This window comes from Kribbella sp. NPDC023855 (assembly GCF_040639475.1).
Classification (GTDB): domain Bacteria; phylum Actinomycetota; class Actinomycetes; order Propionibacteriales; family Kribbellaceae; genus Kribbella.
The window spans coordinates 900,108-922,038 of the sequence record NZ_JBFAAA010000001.1 but is presented as its reverse complement, the minus strand read 5'-3'; the positions used below and the strand labels follow the sequence as shown (position 1 = coordinate 922,038).

The 21,931-nt window shown below is 68.5% G+C and carries 21 protein-coding genes; 12 read left to right on the top strand and 9 right to left on the bottom strand.

The window, feature by feature from the left end:
* Positions 1–31: 31 nt before the first annotated feature.
* The 4 genes from AB0F51_RS04250 (at position 32) to AB0F51_RS04235 (ending at position 4,098) form a co-directional block, all read left to right on the top strand.
* Entirely contained in the window at positions 32–1,147 is a 1,116-nt protein-coding gene (locus tag AB0F51_RS04250; RefSeq protein WP_360273735.1) for a hydroxyacid dehydrogenase, read from the top strand.
* Positions 1,144–3,054 (top strand): DUF2264 domain-containing protein, encoded by a 1,911-nt coding sequence (locus AB0F51_RS04245; RefSeq protein WP_360273733.1) that lies wholly within the window; start codon positions 1,144–1,146, stop codon positions 3,052–3,054. Before AB0F51_RS04250 ends, AB0F51_RS04245 begins: the two co-directional genes overlap by 4 nt.
* 17 nt (positions 3,055–3,071) lie before the next feature.
* Positions 3,072–3,494: a hypothetical protein gene (locus tag AB0F51_RS04240; protein WP_360273730.1), complete on the top strand. Its 423-nt coding sequence runs from the start codon at positions 3,072–3,074 to the stop codon at positions 3,492–3,494.
* 76 nt (positions 3,495–3,570) lie between these two features.
* Positions 3,571–4,098, top strand: a complete 528-nt coding sequence (locus tag AB0F51_RS04235; RefSeq protein ID WP_360273728.1) for a ferritin — start codon at positions 3,571–3,573, stop codon at positions 4,096–4,098.
* 187 nt (positions 4,099–4,285) lie between these two features.
* On the opposite strand, the gene AB0F51_RS04230 is transcribed toward AB0F51_RS04235, so the two are convergent.
* Together AB0F51_RS04230 and AB0F51_RS04225 are read right to left on the bottom strand one after the other, a co-directional pair.
* Complete coding sequence (locus AB0F51_RS04230) at positions 4,286–6,184, bottom strand: DUF2207 domain-containing protein (RefSeq protein WP_360273726.1); 1,899 nt, start codon at positions 6,182–6,184, stop codon at positions 4,286–4,288.
* Positions 6,185–6,234: 50 nt separating this feature from the next.
* Positions 6,235–7,530, bottom strand: coding sequence for a tyrosine-type recombinase/integrase (locus AB0F51_RS04225; protein WP_360273724.1), 1,296 nt, complete (start codon positions 7,528–7,530; stop codon positions 6,235–6,237).
* Between the two features lie 149 nt (positions 7,531–7,679).
* Here AB0F51_RS04225 and AB0F51_RS04220 point away from each other — a divergent pair, with 149 nt between their 5' ends.
* Together AB0F51_RS04220 and AB0F51_RS04215 are read left to right on the top strand one after the other, a co-directional pair.
* Positions 7,680–8,765 carry a hypothetical protein gene (locus AB0F51_RS04220; RefSeq protein ID WP_360273721.1) on the top strand — a complete coding sequence of 362 codons (1,086 nt, stop codon included), beginning with the start codon at positions 7,680–7,682 and terminating at the stop codon, positions 8,763–8,765.
* A gap of 65 nt (positions 8,766–8,830) precedes the next feature.
* Complete coding sequence (locus AB0F51_RS04215) at positions 8,831–10,963, top strand: elongation factor G-like protein EF-G2 (RefSeq protein WP_360273719.1); 2,133 nt, start codon at positions 8,831–8,833, stop codon at positions 10,961–10,963.
* On the opposite strand, the gene AB0F51_RS04210 is transcribed toward AB0F51_RS04215, so the two are convergent.
* From AB0F51_RS04210 to AB0F51_RS04200, 3 genes are read right to left on the bottom strand one after another with little or no spacing between them, the layout of a single operon-like run.
* A complete protein-coding gene (locus AB0F51_RS04210) occupies positions 10,956–12,200 on the bottom strand; it encodes an ATP-binding protein (protein ID WP_360273717.1) in 1,245 nt (414 codons plus the stop codon). The two genes, AB0F51_RS04215 and AB0F51_RS04210, sit on opposite strands and share 8 nt — an antisense overlap.
* The gene (locus tag AB0F51_RS04205; RefSeq protein ID WP_360273714.1) at positions 12,197–13,072 is read right to left on the bottom strand and encodes a tetratricopeptide repeat protein; all 876 of its coding nucleotides are present in this window, start codon (positions 13,070–13,072) and stop codon (positions 12,197–12,199) included. The genes AB0F51_RS04210 and AB0F51_RS04205 overlap by 4 nt, the downstream gene beginning before the upstream one ends.
* Complete coding sequence (locus AB0F51_RS04200; RefSeq protein WP_360273711.1) at positions 13,069–13,518, bottom strand: hypothetical protein; 450 nt, start codon at positions 13,516–13,518, stop codon at positions 13,069–13,071. Before AB0F51_RS04200 ends, AB0F51_RS04205 begins: the two co-directional genes overlap by 4 nt.
* Before the next feature lie 46 nt (positions 13,519–13,564).
* Here AB0F51_RS04200 and AB0F51_RS04195 point away from each other — a divergent pair, with 46 nt between their 5' ends.
* The 4 genes from AB0F51_RS04195 to AB0F51_RS04180 all read left to right on the top strand — a co-directional run bounded on the left by AB0F51_RS04195 (position 13,565) and on the right by AB0F51_RS04180 (position 16,157).
* Positions 13,565–13,975 (top strand): HIT family protein, encoded by a 411-nt coding sequence (locus AB0F51_RS04195; RefSeq protein ID WP_360273708.1) that lies wholly within the window; start codon positions 13,565–13,567, stop codon positions 13,973–13,975.
* Between the two features lie 64 nt (positions 13,976–14,039).
* Entirely contained in the window at positions 14,040–15,284 is a 1,245-nt protein-coding gene (locus tag AB0F51_RS04190; protein ID WP_360273706.1) for an MFS transporter, read from the top strand.
* A 13-nt stretch (positions 15,285–15,297) separates the two neighbouring features.
* Positions 15,298–15,921: a sigma-70 family RNA polymerase sigma factor gene (locus tag AB0F51_RS04185; protein ID WP_360273704.1), complete on the top strand. Its 624-nt coding sequence runs from the start codon at positions 15,298–15,300 to the stop codon at positions 15,919–15,921.
* The gene (locus tag AB0F51_RS04180; protein ID WP_360273701.1) at positions 15,918–16,157 is read left to right on the top strand and encodes a zf-HC2 domain-containing protein; all 240 of its coding nucleotides are present in this window, start codon (positions 15,918–15,920) and stop codon (positions 16,155–16,157) included. Before AB0F51_RS04185 ends, AB0F51_RS04180 begins: the two co-directional genes overlap by 4 nt.
* Here AB0F51_RS04180 and AB0F51_RS04175 read toward each other — a convergent pair.
* From AB0F51_RS04175 to pgsA, 3 genes are read right to left on the bottom strand one after another with little or no spacing between them, the layout of a single operon-like run.
* On the bottom strand, positions 16,133–17,230 hold the full coding sequence (locus tag AB0F51_RS04175; protein ID WP_360273698.1) for a glycosyltransferase family 4 protein: 1,098 nt from the start codon (positions 17,228–17,230) through the stop codon (positions 16,133–16,135). The two genes, AB0F51_RS04180 and AB0F51_RS04175, sit on opposite strands and share 25 nt — an antisense overlap.
* Positions 17,230–18,096 carry a phosphatidylinositol mannoside acyltransferase gene (locus tag AB0F51_RS04170; protein ID WP_360273695.1) on the bottom strand — a complete coding sequence of 289 codons (867 nt, stop codon included), beginning with the start codon at positions 18,094–18,096 and terminating at the stop codon, positions 17,230–17,232. The genes AB0F51_RS04175 and AB0F51_RS04170 overlap by 1 nt, the downstream gene beginning before the upstream one ends.
* A 3-nt stretch (positions 18,097–18,099) precedes the next feature.
* Positions 18,100–18,879 carry a phosphatidylinositol phosphate synthase gene (gene pgsA / locus AB0F51_RS04165; protein ID WP_360273693.1) on the bottom strand — a complete coding sequence of 260 codons (780 nt, stop codon included), beginning with the start codon at positions 18,877–18,879 and terminating at the stop codon, positions 18,100–18,102.
* A gap of 316 nt (positions 18,880–19,195) precedes the next feature.
* Between pgsA and AB0F51_RS04160 the strand changes: the two genes are divergently transcribed.
* On the top strand, positions 19,196–20,029 hold the full coding sequence (locus tag AB0F51_RS04160) for a hypothetical protein (protein WP_360274575.1): 834 nt from the start codon (positions 19,196–19,198) through the stop codon (positions 20,027–20,029).
* A gap of 30 nt (positions 20,030–20,059) precedes the next feature.
* Here AB0F51_RS04160 and AB0F51_RS04155 read toward each other — a convergent pair whose 3' ends face one another.
* Positions 20,060–20,641 carry an HIT domain-containing protein gene (locus AB0F51_RS04155; protein ID WP_360273690.1) on the bottom strand — a complete coding sequence of 194 codons (582 nt, stop codon included), beginning with the start codon at positions 20,639–20,641 and terminating at the stop codon, positions 20,060–20,062.
* Between the two features lie 32 nt (positions 20,642–20,673).
* Between AB0F51_RS04155 and AB0F51_RS04150 the strand changes: the two genes are divergently transcribed.
* The gene (locus AB0F51_RS04150) at positions 20,674–21,927 is read left to right on the top strand and encodes a transposase (protein ID WP_360274572.1); all 1,254 of its coding nucleotides are present in this window, start codon (positions 20,674–20,676) and stop codon (positions 21,925–21,927) included.
* The last annotated feature ends 4 nt before the right edge of the window (positions 21,928–21,931 follow it).

Here is a 21,931-nt window from a genome sequence, read left to right as displayed (position 1 = left end):
ATTGTGGGAAAGCGCTTGCTAGCGTGCTCCTGTGCGCACCGAATCGGAACCGACCGCCTCCCCCGCCCAGTCGTCCGCCCAGCCCTCGACCGAGGCAGCCACCCAGCCTGGTCCGGCGACCGGCGAGTCGGCCACCTCCGCGGCCGGCGGCCGGCCGACGGTCATGCTGGCGATGAACGAGTCGAGCCGTGTCCGCGTGCTGGTCCCCGCGGTCCGGGAGCGCCTCGAGCGGGTGGCGGACGTGCTTGCCATTGGGCCTGGCGGGCCGTTCCTCGCTGATCCGGAGGTTCAGGCTGCCCTCGGCGAGGTCGACGTGTTGCTCACCGGCTGGGGCTGCCCCGCGATCACGCCGGAGGTCCTCGACGCGGCACCGAAGCTCAAGGCGATCATCCACTCAGCCGGCTCGGTGAAGCACTTCGTCGACCCGGCCGCCTTCGAGCGCGGTATCCAGGTCTCCTCCGCGGTGGTGGCCAACGCGCTGCCGGTGGCCGAGTTCACGGCCGCCACGATCGTGCTCAGCGGGAAGCGCGCGTTCCGCCTCGGAGCGGAGTACAAGGCGAACAGGCAGCGACCGGATCACAGCACCGTGCCGGGCAACTATGGGAACACCGTCGGACTGCTGGGTGCCTCGCGGATCGGGCGGCTGGTGGCGGAGCGGCTTCGCGCGTTCGACCTCGAAGTACTGATCAGTGATCCGTACTTGTCCGCGACCGAGGCTGCTGAGCTTGGCGCCGAACTCGTGGAGCTGGACGAGTTGTTCAGTCGCAGCGACGTCCTGAGCGTGCACGCGCCGTTGTTGCCCGAGACGGTCGGGCTGGTCGACGCTCGTCTGCTCGGTCTGCTGAAGGACGGCTCCGTGCTGATCAACACCGCTCGGGGACGCATCGTCGACGCCGCCGCGCTGGAGCAGGAATGCCGCTCGGGACGGCTCGATGCGGTCCTGGACGTGACCGACCCCGAGCCGTTGCCCGCGGACTCGCCGCTGCTCGACCTGCCGAACGTGTTCCTGACGCCGCACGTAGCGGGTGCCGTCGGCAACGAGGTCGCGCGGCTCGGAGAACTCGCGGTCAGTGAGATGGAACGTTTTGCCTCCGGCGCTCCTCTACAACACACAATCAGTGCCGCCGAACTGGGGAGAATCGCATGACACGCCTCGTGCTGCCTGACACCGACCGGGTGCTGTCCCGCCAGACCGGCTGGGTGCGCGCCCACTGGGAGGCGCTCGCCGACCACCTGCTCGACTCACTCGTCCCGTACTTCTCCCCCGGCAACGCGCGCGTCGTCCTGCCCGGCCGACCCAGCCGCTCCGGTACTGCGTCCGACGAGTTGGAAGGGTTCGCCCGATCGTTCATGCTCGCCGCCTTCCGGATCGCCGGCGTGCGCGGCGAGGGCTGCGAAAAACTGATCGAGCGGTACGTTCGCGGCGTCACCAACGGCGCCGACCCGGACCACCCCGAGGCGTGGCTGCGCCTCACTCCCCGCTCACAGCAGATGGTTGAAGCCGCCGCGATCGCCGTCGCGCTGCACGAGTCCCGCGAGTGGATCTGGGACCGGCTCGACACCCGCGCGCAGGAGCACGTCGCGGAGTGGCTCGGTGGCTTCATCGGCTCGACCACGCACGACAACAACTGGCGGCTGTTCCAGGTGGTCAGCGAGCAGTTCCTCGCCTCGGTCGGGGCGCCGTACTCCCAGGAGGACATCGACGGCGGCCTGGACCGGATCGAGGACTGGTACGTCGGCGACGGCTGGTACTCCGACGGCGACGGGCAGAACTTCGACAACTACATCGGCTGGGCGATGCACCTCTACCCGGGCATCTGGACCCGGATAGCGGCGGCCACCCCGGGCGCGCAGTACGAGGATCGCTTGAAGGTGTACCGGGATCGGCTGAGCCTGTTCCTGGAAGATGCCATCCACCTGGTGGGCAACGACGGCGCGCCCGTCTACCAGGGCAGGTCGTTGACGTATCGGATGGCCGCGGCGACGCCTTACTGGATGGGGCAGCTCCTGGACGCTTCCCCGATCACGCCGGGCGCCACGCGACGCCTGTGCTCCGGAATTGCGCGTCACTTCGTGCAGCACGGCGTACCGGATGAGCGGGGACTGTTGACGCTGGGGTGGTACGACACGTTCCTGCCGACCACGCAGGCGTACTCCGGGCCTGGTTCGCCGTACTGGGCGTCGAAGGGCTTCATCGGGCTGCTCCTGCCGCCGGAGCATCCGGTCTGGTCGGACCCGGAGGACTCGGTCCCGCTGGATGAGGCTGACCAGGTCCGCGCGATGCCCGCGCCTGGCTGGCTGGTCCACGCGAGCAGGCACGACCAGGTGGTCAAGCTGATCAACCACGGCGCCGACCACGCTCCCCCGGCCGAGCCGGAGGGAGTGGAGCCGGCTGCTGACCCGCACTACGACCGGCTGGCCTATGCCAACCACGCCGGACCCGAAATCTCCGACGCCGCCTCGCTGCAACGGGTGGACAACCTGACCTCGCTCGTCGATCAGCACGGCAAACCGAGCTACCGCGGACGGATCCGCCGGCTCGGCGTCGGCACACGATCCGCGGCCTCCTGGCACAACGCGTGGGTCGGCGGTGACGGGCCGTGGCCGATCGAGACCGCCTCCGTGGTGCACGCCGGGTGGGAGATCCGGTGCTCACTGGTGCACGGGCCGGCCGGCGTACTGGTCCGGACCGGTGGGTACGCCGTCGCGGGCGACTCATTGCCGACGGCAACAGTTGGCGAGGAGCCCGCGTGGGCGTCGGCGCGCAACTCGGACGGGCTGATGTCGGCCGTGGTCAACCTGCACGGGTACGACGAGGCCGGGGTGCACCGCGATCTCGGGGCGAACCCGTTCGGGCCGCACTCGGCCACGCCGTACCTGACCGTGGCGCACACCGGTGAGCCCGCGGTGCTCGTGCACGCGGTGTTGCTGACTCGTGACGCGATCCGCCCGGAGGCACTTGCCGAGGGCATCGAGGTCGCCGTCGACGGCCAGGAGGTAACCGTCACACTTCCCGGCGACGACCGGGAAATTGTCCGGCTCGGGAACCGCTGATCTCGTACGGTAGAGACATGACGGAAACGATCGAACCCGCTGCCACCGACGCGCTGTCGGCGGCCGTGGCGGCCGACCCCAGTACGGCGAACCAGGAAAAGTTGTGGGGGGCAACCTTCGCGTTGGAGCGCTGGTGGTTCGTGCAGCGCGGCGAGCCGGACAACCCGCAACCGTTCGTCGGGGTGCACCAGGACCAGCCGTTCCTGATGGCGTTCACCTCCGCGCAGCGGGCCCGTGGGTTCGCGATCGAGAACGGGTTGAGTCCCGCCGACGCCGAGGTGCTGGTGCTCGCGCTGACCCCGGACGACACGGTCGCGCAGGCGCCGGTCTGGCTGCAGCAGGGCATCGCGGCGATCACCTTCGACCACGGGATCAGCGGGTACTTCGCTCCGCTGGGCAACCTGCCCGCTATCCGGGCGCACGTCCGCGGGAAGGCGTGACAGCGGCTTCTGACATGCTGTTAGGCCAGCCTCGCCAACGGTGAGAAATCGTCTGCGGCGCACTAGATTGGCCAGCATGAGCACGTACCAGAAACTTCTTCAAGACCAGATTCGCAACGAGTTCACGGCGTCGCACCAGTACACGGCAGTGGCTGTCTGGTACGACGACCAGGACCTGCCGCAGCTCGCGGGGCACTTCTACAAGCAGGCGCTGGAAGAGCGCAACCACGCGATGATGATGGTGCAGTACCTGCTGGACATGGACATCCGGCCGCAGATCCCCGGCGTCGGCGAGGTCGTGAACGACTTCAAGACCGCGCTGGAGCCGCTGGAGCTCGCGCTGCAGCAGGAGATCACCGTCACCAAGCAGATCGAGACGCTGGCCCGGACCGCGCGCGACGACGGCGACTACGTCGGCGAGCAGTTCATGCAGTGGTTCCTCAAGGAGCAGGTCGAGGAAGTCTCCGCGATGACGACGCTGGTCAACGTCGCGAAGCGGGCCGGTGACAACCTGTTCCACCTGGAGGACTTCCTCGCTCGCGAGGTGGTCGGCGACCAGGGCAGTGACCCGACGGCGCCGACCGCAGCCGGCGGCAAGGTCTGACCCGAGTGCGGGTCTGAACGCCTTGTTCTGAAGGCGTTCCACCAACGTGCTCCGGGCCGCCGCCATGCGCGCGGCGGCCCCGGCCGAGAGTCCCCCGCTCATCGGGTGCCTGCGGAATCGCAGTACCGGCTAGATGCCGTCTCCCGGTAACGGCTTGCAAGCACCACGTCGCAGTACCGGCTTGTGACTACCAGGAGCCGCCGCCTCCGCCGCCTCCACCGCCGCCGGACGAGCCGCCGCTGAAGCCGGACGAGCTGCCGCCGCCACCGCCACTTCCGGCCGGGGCAGGCGGCGGGTCGAAGGTGTGGGCCACGGTCTGGCTGATGTTGCCCGCGGCGAACCCCGAGCTGTAGTAGGACGGACCTGAGTACCAGTAGGGGTCCGGCGGGATCCGGCCGGCCGCGACCAGTTGGGCGCAGACGCGCTGCCAGCGGTCCGCCAGGTCGAAGGCGATGGCCCAGGGCAAGTACTTGCTGAAGATGTCCTCGCCCTCCTCGAACCTGAGCTGGTCGGCCTCGGCCGTCGCCAGGTAGGTCCGGAAGCCGATCAGCTGGTCCGTCACCGCGCGGCCGGCAGCATTCCGTTGCCCTCGGCCCCGAATGCTGAACCAGACGCCGATCGCGATCAGCACCGCGGCCACCGGGAGGATGATGCTGACGGCCCGCCCGAAACCACCGGTCGCCGCGCCGATCACGGTGCCGGCGATCCCGGCCCCGAACGCCCAGATGGCGATCATGCCGATACAGGCGATCTTCGCGCCGCTGGCGAAACTCGAACCGCCGCCGGCGCGCGGCAGCCGGACGTACCACTCGCGCTGCCGGATCTGTTCACGGAGCTGCGCGACCATCGCATCGTGCGCCTGCCGCATCGAGGTGTCGCCGACCGGCCGTCGCTCCAGGACGATCTCGGACCCTGGCTGCAGCGTCGGGAACAATCCCTGCATCAGCCGCTGCTCGTGAGGAACCGTCGCGACCGCCGGGTTCAGCAGCACGGCCTTTTGTTCGGTGCCCGTGTTGTCGATCCGGATGCCGCCGCGCACAGCCAGGTCGATGAGGGTCGCCGCGGTCTCGGTGGTGTTCGCCTTCGCGTCGATCAGCAGCCCGCCTTCGGCGACCGGGATCCTGGGTGGCGAGAACGCGACCGGAATCTGGCTGTCGTCCAGGTCGTCCTTGACCGGCACACCCACCACCCCGTTGGGCGGGAAGGTGCCGGGCGGCATCCCGGCGAAGCGGAGGTCCTTGTTGCCCTTCTTGCTGTAGAGGAAGGCGGCGGCGATGGCGGCGAGCGTGACCGCGCCGGAGCCGGCGAGGCCGGGGACGGTCAGGCCGGAGCGTTCCAGGAAGCCCGGCGGGTCGACCACGATCGGGGTGTCGTTGCTGACTACGCCGGCCTTGATGCCCGCGACGATGGTGAGCTGCTTGCCGCGGGTCAGGTTGGACTGCTGGAAGGTCGCCTGGCCGGCGGTGACGGTCTTGCCTTCACAGGTCCGGTCCGGCGGACCGGCGAAGCACTCGACTTTCTGGACGCCATCAGGGACCGTGACATTGACCGTGACGTTCTGCAGTACTGCGTCCCAGCCGTTGCCGGTCGCGTCCCAGTAGAGCTCGCTGTGGTCGTCGAAGTGCCGCAGCGCACCGCGGACGTCGTACTGGATGACGTAGGTCGCTTTGCGGCCGGTGACGATTTTGTCCGCGTCGCCGATCTTGATCTGGATGCTCTGGTCGCGCTGGTTGTTGGACTTCTCGGTGCTCTCGGTGAAGCTGTCCGGGGCGGTGGGGCTGCTGACCCGGATGTTGGAGATCTCGTACTTCTGGTCCTTCGAGCTGTCGGTGGCGTACACCTCGCGGGTGATCAGGTTGCGGTAGATGCCGTGCCGGCCGAGGCTGCCGAAGCTGTAGTCGATCGTCTCCTTCACCTGCAGCACGCCATCGGCGGTGACGTTGTAGTCGATCTGCATGTTCGTCACGACGTCGCCGACGTCGGCAGTACCTGTGCCGCTGGCCGCGGCCGGAGCCGCGCTCGCGACGCCCGCCAGGAACAGCCCGGTGAAGGTCGCGGCAACAGCGGTGAAGAGTCCCCTACGCATGTCGTGACAGTACCGACGGCGAGGGTCCGTCGGCAGTCACGACTGGCAGGTCAAGCGGATGTTTGGTCCGTCGGTCCCGCGGCCTGGATGGCGGCGGCGACCAGGTCGGCGGCGGTGGTGTCGCGGGTGCGGCGGCCGCGGTCGTAGTACTGGGTGGTGGAGATGTTGGCGTGGCCCACGTCGGCTTGCACGTGCTGGATGCGGGCGTCCTGCTCGAGCGCGATCGTCACGTACGCGTGGCGGAGAGCGTGGGGATGCACGCGGTCGGCGACATCAGCCAGTGCAGGACCAGCCTGTACTGCGACCCGCCGTAGTAGGGCGTTGATGTCGAAGCGGGAGCACCGGCCGCCGTCGCGGGTGGCGATCAGCGGTGAGCGGTTGGCGCTGGTCCTGCCCCGTAGTACTGGGGTGGAGGCTTGGGCGGCTCGGTCTCGCTTGGCGAGGTAGTCGGTGAGGGCGTTGGCGGCTAGGTCGGTCAGGTAAACCTCGCGGTGGATGCCGCCCTTGCCGAGGACTCGCAGCATGGGTTCTCCGCCGGACACGACCAGGCTGTCGCGGTCTAAGCCGACCAGCTCGGAGACACGGAGGCCGAGGGTGAGCAGGCCGACTATTGCTACTGCTCGTCTCGCGTAGAGCTCTCTGTAGCGGGTGCGGTTGGGTAGCTCGGCTGCTGCGTCCAGCAAGGTGCGTAGCTGGGCGGCTGTGAGCCGGATGGTTGGGGAGGCGTCACGGGCTGTACTGCCGAGGCCGAGCCGAGCACGATTGAGCGCCGCCGGGTTGGCCGGTACTACGCCCGCCTCGGTGAGGTGGCCGTAGAAGGCGGACAAGGTCGAGAGCATCCGCTGCCGGGTGCGCTTCTCCGCGCCCGCCGCATCCAGCTGATGCAACCAAGCCTTCACATCAGCACCTGTCGCAGCCCGAGGATCCATCCCCCGCCCAGCACACCACCGAAACCACGCCAACTGATGCAACACCCCCAACCGCCCCACAGGCGGCCCCGCCGTGGCCGGCGCTGTTGCCTGCGCCGAGGTTGCTCCAGTACCGGTGGCTCCCCCGGCCCTGCCTCCGTCCGCCGCGAGATTCCCGCCGGGTGGTGCTCCCGCCGCTGCCACCCTTCCGCCGACGCGGTCGCCCGCTAGGGCGTCTACCCAGTCCGCTGGCAGGCCCAGGGCGTAGGCGTAGGTCTTGCGGGTGCCTGGGTTGGCGTACTGGGTTAGCCAGTCGGCGATCTGGGCCTGCAGTTCTGCGGGGTTGTCGACGCCTGGCCAGTCGCCCGCTGGTTCGACCGCGGTCGGCGGTTCTCTGAGCGTCTCCAGGACAACCAGAGCGTCCATTTCTGCGGTCATTGCCCGATCCTCCCCCGGCTCAGGGCTCCAGCTCAGGCGGCTCGCCGATCGCGCCAACAAAACACTGGTTTCGTTGGTTCTAGGTTTTGTTTTGGAAACGCCGAACCGGTTTCGAGGTTTTATAACCTCTAACCTCTACGCTCACGGACATGATCGAAGAGGCTGGCCGCTGCGGATACAGCAAGTGCCGGGCGGAGCTGCCCGCGCCGGGGATGCAGGGCGGGAGGCCGCGGAGTTTCTGCCGGGACACGCGCTGGGAGGGCGGCAGAACCTGCGCGCAGATGGCGCGGGCAGAACGCGAAGCCCTAGGAGCGCTCGGACTGGACGCCGGCAGCAACGCCTTCCGGCTGGACGCTGAGCGCCTGCGGGATCACCTGGAGACGATCCGCGAACCAGTGGACGCGCTGACGGCGGCACTAACCGCTGTGAGTGCGCGCCTGGATGAGGTCGAGGCAGCGGCGGTCGCGTCGGTGGAGACGGCTCACAGCCAGGTGGCAGAGGCTGAGCGGGCGCGGCTAGTTGCTGAGGAGGCGCGTGAGAGTGCCGAGCAGCGGACGCGCCAGGCGACGGCTGCCGCAGAGCGAGCGGCCAAGGAGCGCGCGGAAGCGGTGGATCGCGCGGGCGCCGCAGCACGGCAGGCCCTGGAAGCCACCGAGGCCCTCGGTGCCGCTAGACAGCAGACACAAGATGCGATCAGCGCGCGAGACACCGCAGTACAGCGAGCGGAGGCGGCAGCCGCAGTACTGGCTGCACTGGAAGACCAGGTGCGCGCCGGCGAGCGAGAGCGGCTGGAGTTGGTGGCTGCCGTCGAGCGGACGGCGCTTGAGCGAGATGCAGCCAGCCGCGGCGAGCAGGAGCGGCGGGCCGAGCTTGAGCTTCTCCGTGCTGAGCTGACAGCCGAGCAGCAGCGCGCCGCGGCAGCCGAAGCTGTTGGTAGTGCGGCGCAGAAGGTGGCAGCGCGAGCCGAAGCTGACCTCCGGGCGACGAGTGAAGCAGCAGCCGAGCTGGAGACAGAACTTCGCGCTGCCCTCGTACAGTCCGAGACCGAGTTGACCCAGCTGCGCCAGACCAGTACGCAAACGGAGGACGAGCTCAGACGCCTCCGTGAGACCACAGCGCAGACGCTCGCCGAACTCGCCCGCCTCCGAGCCGAGCTGGCCGACAGACCTGCACCCCGCCTTCACCCGGACGACCTCCAGGCCATGCTCTCCGCCCTGAGTCAACCCGCCTCCTGATCCCCAGCTGTGGGGTTGTGCTGGGTGGGTGGTTGGGGGAATGGTTGTGGTCCAGGAGGAACGTCATGGCAGACAAGGCGAATACTTCCCAAGGCGGTGGTGCTCCCGTCGCGGACAGCCCGGCCGCCATTCGTAACGTGGTGCTCGTCGGTCCGTCCGGGGCCGGCAAGACCACCCTCGTCGAGGCCTTGCTGGTGGCCGCCGGAGTACTCTCCAGACCCGGCTCCGTCGCCGACGGTACGACGGTCTGCGACTGCGACGACGCGGAGATCCGGCAGCAGCGGTCGGTCGGTCTCGCGCTGGCGCCGCTGCTCCACGACGGCGTCAAGGTCAACCTGATCGACACCCCTGGGTACGCGGACTTCGTGGGCGAGCTGCGCGCCGGTCTGCGAGCAGCCGACTGCGCGCTGTTCGTCATCGCCGCGAACGAGGGCGTCGACGAACCGACCAAGGCGCTCTGGCACGAGTGCGACCAGGTCGGGATGCCGCGTGCGGTCGTGATCACCAAGCTGGACCATGCCCGGGCGAACTACGAGAACGCGCTGTCCGCGGCGCAGAACGCATTCGGCGACAAAGTCCTCCCGCTCTACCTGCCGGCCGGCGACGGGCTGGTCGGGTTGCTGTCGCAGACGCAGTACGAGTACGCCGACGGCAAACGGACCATGCACGACCCCGACCCGCAGTACGCCGATCAGCTCGAGGAACTCCGCGGCACCCTGATCGAGGGCGTCATCGAGGAGTCCGAGGACGAAACTCTGATGGAGCGCTACCTCGGCGGCGAGGAGATCGACCAGGCAGTTCTGATCGAGGACCTCGAGCGAGCAGTGGCCCGCGGATCGTTTTTCCCCGTCATCCCGGTCTGCAGCGGGACCGCCGTCGGCACGGTGGAGCTGCTCGAGATCGCGACGAGCGCTTTCCCGTCGCCGCTGGAGCACCCGCTGCCCGAGGTGTTCACGCCCCACGGGGTGTCCCGCCCGAAGCTCGCTTGCGACCCCGGCGGCCCGTTGCTGGCCGAGGTGGTGAAGACGACCTCGGACCCGTACGTCGGCAGGGTCAGCCTGGTGCGGGTGTTCTCCGGCACCATCAGGCCCGACACGACGGTTCACGTGTCGGGCCATTTCACGTCCTTCTTCGGCGAGGCCAACAGCCACGCGGACCACGACGAGGACGAGAAGATCGGCACCCTCTCGTTCCCGCTCGGCCGGCAGCAACGTCCTGCCCCCGCAGTGACCGCAGGTGACCTGTGCGCGATCGGCCGGCTTACCCGTGCCGAAACCGGAGACACGCTCTCCGACAAGGCCGAGCCGTTGCTGCTCAAGCCCTGGACGATGCCCGAGCCGCTGCTGCCGATCGCAGTGCAGGCTCATGCGAAGACTGATGAGGACAAGCTGTCCGTCGGGCTACAACGGCTGGCCGCGGAAGACCCGACGCTCCGGATCGAGCAGAACGCGGAGACGCATCAGATCGTCTTGTGGTGCATGGGCGAGGCGCACTCCGATGTCGTTCTCGATGCACTGGCCAACCGGTACGGCGTGACGGTCGACACCGTCGAGTTGCGGGTGCCGTTGCGAGAGACCTTCGGCGGCAAGGCGAAGGGGCATGGACGGCACGTCAAGCAGTCGGGCGGGCATGGCCAGTACGCCGTCTGCGACATCGAGGTGGAGCCGTTGCCGCAGGGTTCGGACTTCGAGTTCGTCGACAAGGTGGTCGGCGGGGCGGTGCCGCGGCAGTTCATCCCGAGCGTGGAGAAGGGCGTCCGGGCGCAGATGGAGAAGGGCGTCGGCGCCGGCTATCCGATGGTCGACATCCGGGTGACGCTGCTGGACGGCAAGTCGCACAGCGTGGACTCGTCCGACATGGCGTTCCAGATGGCCGGCGGACTGGCACTGCGTGAGGCGGCAGCCGCGACGAAGGTCAACCTGCTGGAGCCGGTGGATCTCGTCTCCGTGCTGACTCCCGACGACCTGGTTGGTGCCGTGATGAGCGACCTGTCCGGACGCCGCGGCCGGCTCCTCGGGACCGAACGCGTCGGCGACGACCGCACGCTGGTGAAAGCCGAGGTCCCGCAGGTCGAGATCACCCGCTACGCCATCGATCTGCGCTCGCTCTCCCACGGCGCCGCGTCGTTCACCCGCAGCTTCGCCCGCTACGAACCGATGCCCGACTCCGTCGCCACCCGGCAGAAGACCGTCAGCTGAGGCGGCGGCGGATCTCGCGGCTGCGCAGGTAGGCCGCGACGTCGTCGTACCGCTCGGACTGGTTGGCGAACTCGATGTACGAGCGAACGCGGTGCAACCAGTCGAGCGTGGACGGCTTCACCGTCGGCAATGCCGCGGAGAGGTGCTGCATCGACAGCGGCGGTTCGCCGCCGCTGCTGAGTGCCTCGTCGATGACCCGGTCGACGCCACGCTCGACCAGCGCGCGCAGGTCCGCGCCGCTGAACATCGGCGTCTGCCCGGCGAGCGCCTTGAGGTCCACACCGGCGGCCGGTACGTCCTTCAGCAGCACCGAAAGGATGTCGGCGCGAGCAGGCTCGTCCGGCGGCGGTACGAAAATGACCCGGTCGAAGCGTCCCGGCCGCAGCATCGCCTCGTCGACGTCCCAGGGCGCGTTCGTGGCGGCGAGCACCAGCAAGCCCTCGTTCTCGGAGCCGATCGCGTCCATCTCCTGCAGCAGTACGTCGACCAGCCGCCGCGACTCCGACCCACCGTGCTTGTGGCGCGCGAACGCCAGCGCGTCCAGCTCATCGAGGAACAGCACGCACGGCGAGTTGGCCCGCGCCCGCTCGAACGCGGCATGCAGGTTGCGCTCGGACACCCCGAGGTACGGATCCATCACGTCCTCGATCCGGACGTTGACGAACGGCAGCCCGCACTCCCCCGCGGTCGCCCGGGCGAGCAGCGTCTTGCCGCAACCGGGCGGGCCGTAGAGCATCACGCCGCCACCGGACTTGCGGCCGTACTTCTGGTACAGCTCGGGACGGCTCAGCGGCAGGATCACCATCCGGTGGATCACCCGCTTGATCTCGTCCATCCCGCCGACCTGGTCGAAGGTCGTCGTCTCCTTGGCCGCGTCGCTCTCGAACACCGGCTCGTCCTCAGGCCCGACCTTCACCCGTACGCCGCTGCGTTCGGTGATCATCTCGTCGACCAACTGCTGCAGCCGCCCGGTCCCTTCGACGATGCCCGCCTGCCGTGCCGCCTCGAGGCAGCTCCGCAGCAACGCGAGCCGCCCGTTGGCCGCGGCCAACTCACCGACGGTCACCAACTGGTCGGCCGGAAGACCCTGCTGATCGAGCAGTACGACGTACTCATCCAGCGCGGACTCCGTCTCGCCGGCAGCCACCAGTGACTCGGCCAGGATGAGGCGCAGCAGGACATCGTCGGGGCTGGCCTCGACGGCCTTGCGCAGCGCGGAGATGCGGTCGTTCGTCATGAGCCCCACTTCCAGTTGAGCCAGCGGCGTACCAGTGGCGGCGCGACCCACGAGTAGACGCAGTACGCGAGCCAGCTGATCGCGAAGAGGGTCGCGAGCGGCCCGAACCCCGCGATCCGCAGTCCCTGGATGATCGCGACGGCCGCGATCCAGACGATCAGCGGGTTGAACCGCTGCATCGGTCGCAGCGGCCGCAGCAGCGGATGGTTGTACAGCTTGGCTTCCCGAGCAGCTCCGCGGAGGTCGTCGTCGGCCGGGTTGGACGCAGCGGCCGAGGCCAGCGAGCGGTAGCCCGACTTGGCGTCACCGGTGAGCATGGCCGCCGTACCGTGCAGAGCCTGTGCGCCGGGGTCCTCGGGATCGACCGAGAGCGCCTTCTGACTGTGCTGGCGCATCTCCTTGTGCTTGCCCTGCGCGAAGGCCACCTGGGCCCGCGCCGACGAAACGGCCGCACTCTCCGGCGCGTATGACGCTGCGCGCTCGACCAGGGCAGCCGCCTTGTCCGGCTGCCCCGCAGCCAGGCAGACCAGCGCATAACCGAGCAACAGGTCCGGCTCGTTGGGGTCCAGGCTGAGCCCTTGCAGATAGACCGATTCGGCCTCCCGCAACTGCCCGGCGGCACGCAGGGCGGAGCCGAGGAGTTGCAGCAAGGGTGCCGACATCCCGTAATGGGAGAGGCCGTCGCGCAGTACGGCGATCGCTTCGTCGTTGCGGTCCAGCGCGTGCAGCGCGGCGCCCCGGAAGAGGAAGGCGCGGTAGTCCAGCGCCGCGTCGCCCCACAAACCCTCGAGCTCGGCGAGAGTCCGCTCGGGATGACCGATCTGCAACCAGTGACCGGCCAGCTGGAGCCTGGCCTCGGCGGGCTCGCTCATACCGCGACCGCCACTAGTTCGAGCAGCGCGATCTCGAGCAACCCGCCACCGATCACCGCCGCGATCCCCGGCACCCACAGCGACTTGTACTCCGCACCGCGCAGCTGGAACGCGCGATCCATCGGCTGCTGGATCCGCAGCTGGACCAGGCAGGTCAGCACCGCGATCACCCGGATCACCAGCCGCGGCCCCGACGACGCGGTCAACTCGTCGGTCATCAGCACGAACGCCGCGGCGGCAAGGATCAGCCCGGCGCCGCCGGACAGCAGGATCAGCAGCCGGCCCTTCGCCGGTACGCCGAGCCGGCGCGCGTTGACCACCGCGATCACGGTCGCTGCGATGACCCCGCCGAAGAATGCGACGTACGCCTGGGACATCAGCCGCCACGGGCGCACGGACAGGTCGACGTCCGCGCCGATGGTGGGGCGGAGCAACTCGTCCGGCATGGGGCTCCTCGGTTTCGGATGGGCTCGCGCAGTTTAACCTGGGCCGATGACCGAGAACTGCCTTTTCTGCGGGATCGTGACCGGCACCATCCCGTCCCAGCAGGTCGCCGAGAACGAGCGGGCGATCGCCTTCATGGACATCAACCCCGCGACCCGCGGACATCTGCTGGTCATCCCGCGCGAGCATTCCACCGATCTGCGCGAGAGCGCTCCCGAGGATCTCATCGCGACCACGTTGCTGGCCCAGTCACTGGTCAGCCGGGTGATCGAGCGCTTGGACGCCGACGGCGCCAACCTGCTCAGCTGCATCGGCGCCGACGCCTGGCAGAGCGTGTTCCACACCCACCTGCACGTAGTCCCCCGCTTCAAGGACGACCCGCTGCAACTCCCCTGGCACCCGACCCCCGGCGATCCCGACACCATCGCGGCCACGGCAGACACCCTCCGCGCGGTGTAACGCCTGGCGGCCTCATGACACTGCACCGGCGGAAGAGATTTCGCCGAGAGCAGCTGGGGTCACCATGTCAGCAGTCACCGCCGCCGAGCAGGTCGTCCAGACGCAAAGACCAGCGTCCCCCGTACGCCGGGCGCTGGCGCGGCGGTTGCTGCCTTTGCAGGTGATGGCCTTCGTCCAGGCGGTCGGGTTCTGGGTGCCGGTCGAGAAGCTGTTCATGACCGAGATCGGCTTCGACGCCGCCACCATCGGCGTGATGGCCGCCGCGTACGCCGCGCTGGTCCCGCTCGTCGAGGTCGTTTCCGGCGTACTCGCGGACCGCTGGTCCCGGCGCGGTGTCCTCGCCGTCGCCGGAGTCGCGCTGCTGGTCAGCGTGCTGATCGGCGGCCTCAGCCAGAACGTGATCACCTACATCGTTGCCGCGCTCGTCCTGGGCATCTACTTCGCCATGTACTCCGGGACGGTGGAGGCGATCGTCTACGACACGGTCCTCGAGGAGACCGGTACCAGCGAGGCCTACGAACGGCAGATCGGCCGGATTCGCCTCATCGAGAGCACCGCGCTGGTCCTCAGCGCCTTGGCCGGCGGCTGGATCGCGGGTGTCACGACGGCCAGGCTGACCTACTTCGTCACCTTGCCGTTCATCGCGCTCTCACTCATCGCGCTGGCTCGCTTCCGTGAACCGCGGCTGCACGAGGCAAGCGAGCGCTCTCCGCTGCGCGAGCACCTCGGGATCACCTACCGCGCGATCATGCACCGTGGCCGGCTGGTTCCGATCGCGGCGGCGGCGATCATGTCCGCGCTGATCCTGCAGGCGATCTTCGAGTTCGGTCCGCTCTGGCTGATCGCACTCTCCGCGTCCGCCGTGCTCTACGGTCCGTTCTGGGCCGGGTTGGTCTCGACGCTCGGCCTCGGCGGGTTGCTCGCCGGCCGTCTGCGGCTCGATCGGCCAGTCTCCGCCGCGGCTGTTGCGATCGTCATGCTGCTCGCCTGCGTCACGATGACCACCAGCCACAACCTGATCGCGCTCACGGTCGCGATGACCTTACTCGCGCTGCTGGTGGTTGTCGCCGGCATCCATGTGAGCCGCTTGATGCACGACGCCGTACCGTCGACGATCCGCACCGGGGTTGCCTCCGGGATCAGCGCGGTCTCCTGGATTCTGTTCCTGCCCTTCGCGCTCGGCTTCGGTGCTGTCAGCAAACAAACCGGGGTCTACACCTCCGGCTGGATGATCACCGTGGCCGCAGTACTGGCCGGCGCTGCCCTGATCTGGGTCACTCTGCGGCCCGTGCAGCGGACCGCTGCGTGACTACGCTGAACCGATGGACGACTTCCCGCCGGACGAGGAGCTCGTTGCCCGGCTGCGGGACGGGGACGAGGCTGCGTTCGGCCTCGTTCTCGACCACTGGTCCGGCGGGCTGCTGCGGCTGGCCAGGACGTTCGTGTCGACCGAGGAGTCGGCGGCCGAGGTCGTCCAGGAGACGTGGCTCGCGGTGATCGAGGGCATCGGCAGGTTCGAAGGCCGTTCGTCGGTGAAGACCTGGGTCTACCGGATCCTGACCAACACGGCCAAACGACGTGGCACGCGTGAGCACAAGGTGATGCCGCTTCACGACGCCAACGAACCAACCGTCGATCCCGCCAGGTTCCGGCCGGCCGGAGATCCGTTTCCCGGCCACTGGTGGGAGTACCCGCTCGCCTGGCCGACGCCGGAGCAGGGCGTGCTCGGTTCCGAAGTACGGGAGTTGCTGGCTGCGGCGCTTGACGAACTACCGGAACGGCAGCGGGCGGTGATCGCCTTGCGGGACGTCGAGGGCTACAGCTCCGAGGAGGTCTGCGAGTTGCTCGAGATCTCCGCGGCCAATCAGCGGGTGCTGTTGCACCGGGCGCGCGCGTCCGTTCGCGGCACACTGGAGGAGTACTACACGCAGGAGACGAAGCCATGACCGAGCTGAACTGCCAGGAGTTTGTGGAACAGGTGACGACCTTCCTCGAAGGCGATCTCGACGCCGACGCGGAGCAGCGGTTCATCGACCACCTCGCCCTGTGCGACGGCTGCGACCGCTACCTCGACCAGATCCGCCAGACCGTCCAGGCGCTCGACGGGCTGCCCGCCAAGACCATCTCCCCCGCCACCCGCGAGGCCTTGCTCGACAGCTATCGCCGCGCCACCAACTCGTAGACGGCGACGAGCTCGCCCACCAGCGCACCCCAGTCATACCGCAGTACTGCGGCCCGCCCCGCCTCGCGCAGCTTGTCGAGCTCGTCAGGCGAACTCAGCAACCGGGAAGCCTGCGCGGCGAGCGCATCGGAGTTGCCTGGCTCGAACAGCTCGCCCAGCCGGCCTCCGTCGAGAACCTGCCGGAACGCGGCCAGATCGCTCGCGAGAACGGGAGCACCCGCGGCCATCGCCTCCAGCAACACGATCCCGAAGCTCTCACCCCCGAGATGCGGTGCGACGTACACGTCCGAACCGGCCAGCATGTCGGCCCGCGCCTCATCGTCGATCGCGCCGAGGAACAGCACGTTGTCGTGGCACTCCGCGGGCAACGACCGGCGAGCGTCATCCGCCTGCCCGGTTCCAGCGACCAGCACCTTCAGCCCGGGCCGCTGGGCGACCAGCCGCGGTACGGCGGCCAGCAGTACGGCGAGCCCCTTGCGTGGCTCGTCCATCCGGCCGAGAAAGCTGATCGTTCCGTCCGTGCCCTGCCACTCGGGACGGACCCGGCCCGCGAACCGGCTCGTGTAGAGGCCGTTCGGGATCACCACCGCCTCGCCACCGATGTGCTGCACCATCATCGAGCGCGCGTTCTCCGACACCGCGATCCTCGCGTCGAGCTTCTCCAGCGCGGGTCGCAGCAGCCCGGCTGCCGCGCTCATCGCCCGTGAGCGGACCTGCCAGGTATGGAAGGTGGCCACGAACGGCCCGTCGCCGGCCCAGAGCGCGATGATCGACGCACTCGGTGTGGTTGGTTCATGGACGTGGACGACATCGAAACGACCCTCGGTCAGCCAGCTCCGCACCCGCGCCGCCGTCCGCGGCCCGAACGTCACCCGCGCGATCGAGCCGTTGTAGGGCACCCCGACCGCGTGCCCCGCCGACACGACGTACGGCGGCGCCTGGTCGTCGTCGACCGGAGCGAGCACAGACACTTCGTGGCCGAGGGCAAGCAACGCCTCGGCCAGATCCCGGACGTGGTTCTGCACCCCGCCGGGCGTGCCGAGCGAGTACGGACAGACCAGCCCGATCTTCATCAGTCGACAAAAATGCGCTGCAGCATGTGCCAGTCCTGCGGGTGGTCGGCGATGCCCGTGGCGAAGGCGTCCGCGCAGCGCTGCGTCATCTGGGCGGGTCCGCCGGTGCGGTCGATCGGGTCGTGGAAGGTGATGACCAGGTCGGGGCCGTCGTAGTGCAGCGTCGCCGGGATCAGCGGGGCGCCGGTCCGAACGCTCAACGCGGCGGGGCCGGCCGGCATCCGCGACTGCCGGCCGAAGAACTTCACCGGTACGCCGCGCTCCGACAGATCCCGGTCAGCGACCAGACACACGAAACCGCCCGCCCGCAACCGCTGAGCCAGTACTCCGAACACGTGCTCGTCGCTTCCCGTCAGGGGAAGCACCTCCATACCGAGTTTGGCACGGTAGGCGACGAACCGATCGAACAGGGATTCGGGGCGCAGCCGCTCGGCGACTGTCGACACCGGCATCCCGGTCCGGCCCGCCCAGGCGCCCGCGTGGTCGTAGTTCGCCAGGTGCGGAAGTGCGCAGATCACGCCCTTGCCCGCGGCGTGCGCGTCGCGGAGTACCTTCTCGTTGACCGTACGGACCCGGCCGACGATGCGGGCGTCGTCCCACTCGGGCAGGCGGAACGCTTCTTGCCAGTAGCGCAGGTACGAACGCATCCCTTGGCGGGTCAGCGCGTCGAGCTCGGCCGGGGTCGCGTTCGGCCGGACCACAGCGAGGTTGGCCCTCAGGCGCTGGACGCCGCGCCCGTCGCGCCGGACGACGAAATCGGCGGCGCGCTGAAAGATCGCCGTGACGAGCCGCTCAGGCAGCCGTCGTACCAGCGCCCAGGCAAGCGCGAACGCCAGATCGACAACCCGCTGCCGCAGTGCCTCCACGGGTCAGGTGGAGGTGGGAGGCACGCCGGATCCAGGGCTGGGCGTTTCTCCGTCCGCCGATGAAGCTCCGTCCAGGCCGCGCTCGCTCGGCGCTACCCCATCCGAACTGGGCGCGGTGCCCGCACCAGCGCCCGGCGCAGTGCCGCTCGGCGGGGTGCCGAGGCGGGCGTTGGCGGGGTCGGCCAGGACCTGCTTGCGGACTGAGAGGCTTCGCTGGACGACTGTGATGGTGCTGGCGACGGCCAGGGCGCACAGGATGATCTCGAGCAGGATCGGCAGGTTGAGGACGTCGGAGAAGAAGCCGACAACCAGGACCGCGACCAGGCGGTCCGAGCGCTCGGCCAGACCACCGCTTGCCTGCAGACCGAGGCTTTCCGCCTTGGCCCGCGCGTACGACGTGGTCGCGCCCATCACCAGGGCCCACAGCGCCACCGCTGCCATGAACGAGGAGTCGCCCGCGCTGCCGGCGTAGTACAGGACGAGGCCGCCGAAGATCGCGCCGTCGCCCAGCCGGTCCAGCGTGGAGTCCAGGTAGGACCCCCACTTCGACGAGGTGCCCGAGGTGCGGGCCATGTAGCCGTCGATCAGGTCGGAGAAGACGAAACACGTGATCACCACCGCGCCCAGCCAGATCTGGCCGCGCGGGAAGAAGATCAGCGCGCCGGCGCTGACGCCGACGGTACCGACCAGGGTGACGGCATCGGCGCTCACCCCGAGCTTGAGCAGGAGGTTGGCGATCGGTGAGATCACCTTGGTCCAGAACTGCCGGAATCTGTTAAGCATGGCGACGCGATCGTAGTCCAGCCGGGTCCCGGATGGGTGACCCGGCACCCGGACGGCTTCCGCAACGCCCCTCCGGTGCCGCACCATGGCCTCACGTCCACCGTCTCGACGGGAGGTCCGAATGGCCGAACCCCCGCCCTCACCTGCGTACCCCCAGTCCCGGCCCTCGCCCTCCGACATCGCGGCCGGCGGTGTTGGGCATCCGCGCTTGCGACGGGCCTTAGCGGGGTGCTTGGCCTTCGGGTTGGTGGCCGGTTGCTCCGTGGCGCGGCGTGCGGATCAGGCTGAGCCGCTGGTACCTCCCCTACCCGCGGTGATGCCGAAGGTGGTCGCTCCTCCGCAGGCGGAAGGGCTGGACGGCTCAGCGGGCGAGCCGGGACCGACGGTGTGCTCAGCCGTGACGGCGACGCTGAGCAAGGAACTCGGGGTGGCCGTGGCGGCCAAGCCCTTCTCCTGGAACGACGGCGGCCTCCCGGCACTCGACCTGTGCACCCTCGTCCTGGAGGGCCGCACAGTCACGGTCGGCGTCAGCGCCCTCCCCAAGCAACCTGACTCGCTCGACCGCCTCTCCGCCGGCGCCGGTACGCCGGAACTGTTGCCCGAGCTCGGTCCCGACGCACGCATCAGCTCGTCGCGAGTGGTCTTCTCGGTGGATGACCGCGCGGTGCGGGTGCTCTCGACGGGCGGGATCAACCGCCAGCCAGCCGGGATCGACCGCGCAAAGGCAGTCGCGATCGCTCAAGCGGTGCGTGCCGTAGTACCGAAACAGCTGCGCGCGGCGCGGCAGTCGGACTCTACGTGTCAGCTGGCCACGGCCGAGGCCGAGCGGTTCGTCGGTGCGCTTGTGCAGTTGCGACGGGACTACCGGGTGAACGGCGCGCTGACCTGCATCTGGGGCACGGTCGACGCGACTATTTCCATCGTGGAGTCGTTTCACCCGGACAGCATCCCGGAGGCGATCCAGACGCCGCCGCCTCGCCCGGCACCGATCGGCCGCCCTGGGTACTACCTGCCTGAGCAGGGCGAACTCGTCTTCCGTCAGGGGCGACGCGTGGTCCGGGTGACCGGCCTGACCAACCCGCCACGCGAAATCCCGCTGCAGACCCTGCTCGACGTGGTCGGCCCACTGATGCCGCTGTTCATTCGCTAGAACCGGGGTCAGCGCTGACCCCAACCTGGCTCAGTCGGTCGGCCAGGACTTCGCGAGTAGGGCGCGGGTGTCCGACAGGAGTTGCGGCAGGACCTTCGTCTGGGCAATCACCGGCATGAAGTTGGCGTCGCCGCCCCAGCGCGGCACCACGTGCTGGTGCAGGTGGGCCGCGATGCCCGCGCCGGCGATCTCGCCTTGGTTCATGCCGATGTTGAAGCCGTGGGCGGCCGACACGATCCGGATCGCCTGCATGGCCTGCTGGGTCAGCCTCGCCACGTCACTGACCTCGGCCGCGGTCAACTCGGTGTAGTCCGCGACATGCCGGTACGGGACGACCATCAGATGACCGGGGTTGTACGGATACAGGTTCAGCACGGCGTACGCCGCCTCGGCCCGCTGGACGATCAGCCCGTCCGCGTCCGACAGCGACGGCATCCGGCAGAACGGGCAGCCATGCCCCGCCTCACCGCTGGCCGGCTTGTTCTCCCCGGCGATGTAAGCCATCCGGTGCGGGGTCCACAACCGCAGGAACGGATCTGGTACGCCGATCCCGTCCTGCCGGTCCACACCTTCCGGCTCGTACGGCGAATCGCCGGGGAGATCGTCACTCATTGAGCACCGGAGTTTCCACTTGAACGTTGGACATGCACAGCTCCGCGCACACGAACTACAGAAACAGAATTGTCGGTGCCGTGTGTGAAGGTCATGGGGTGTCGAGATTTCGTCTCATGCCGACGTCCACGCAGGCCGCCGCGCTCAGTCAACATTGCGGGCAGGCAAGGTACGTCTGGAATCTGGCGGTCGAGCAACATAACTACTGGCGCCGTGGAGGAAGGTCCGCACCTTCGTACCTCGAACAGGCCCGTCAGTTGACCGATGCTCGCGCGGCGTCGGATTGGCTTCGAGCTGGATCGCAGATGGTTCAGCAGCAAGCTCTGCGAGATTTCAGCCAGGCGATGTCCAACTACTTCGCAGGAACTCATAGACGACCTAGCTGGCGAAAAGCAGGGCGAGACGAAGGATTCCGCATCGTTTCCCTGCGCGCCGGTCATGTCCGCCGTCTCAGCCGGAAGGTCGGCGCCGTGAGAATTCCGAAGGTGGGATGGGTGAGATTTCGATGGAGCAGGAGACCACCGTACGCAAAGTCCTATCGAGTCACACTCGACCGATCCAAACGCTGGCACATCGCGTTTGCCTCTGTGCCAGCGACAATTCCTTCTCCGCAGAACGGCAGGATCGTGGGCATCGATCGCGGAGTCGTGGTTTCCATCGCCTTGTCCACTGGGACTCTCAGCCATGCTCCAGCAGCCAGCCCGGCGGAAGCTCGTCGGCTGCTCAAGCTTCAACGCCGCATCAGCCGCGCGAAACCGGGTTCGAAACGCCGCGAACGCATCAAGAACGCGATTGCTCGCATGCTCGCCCGACAAGTCGACCGCCGACGAGACTGGATCGAAAAGGCAACCACGGCACTCGCCCGTAGCTTCGACATCATCAGAGTGGAGGATCTGCGAGTCCGGGACATGACCAGATCGGCTCGGGGAACCAAACAGCGGCCAGGCGTAGGAGTTCGCCGCAAAGCCTCGCTGAACCGCCGCATCCTCGCTAGTGGGTGGGGGCAGTTGGTTCGACGTCTTCAGGAGAAGGCTCCAGGCCGGGTCGAGAAGGTCCGTGCCGCATACACCTCGCAAACCTGCCACAGTTGCGGGCACGTCGCAGCCGAGAGCCGCAAGAGCCAAGCGGTTTTCAAGTGCGTCGCCTGCGGTCATACGGCTAACGCAGACATCAATGCGGCGAGAAATATCGCGGCAGGGCATGCCGTGACTGCGCGGGGAGGCCAGCCGGTGGGCGGGCCTGCGAACCGCGAACCTCACCATGCGACCTCCCCGGTCAATTGTTGATCCC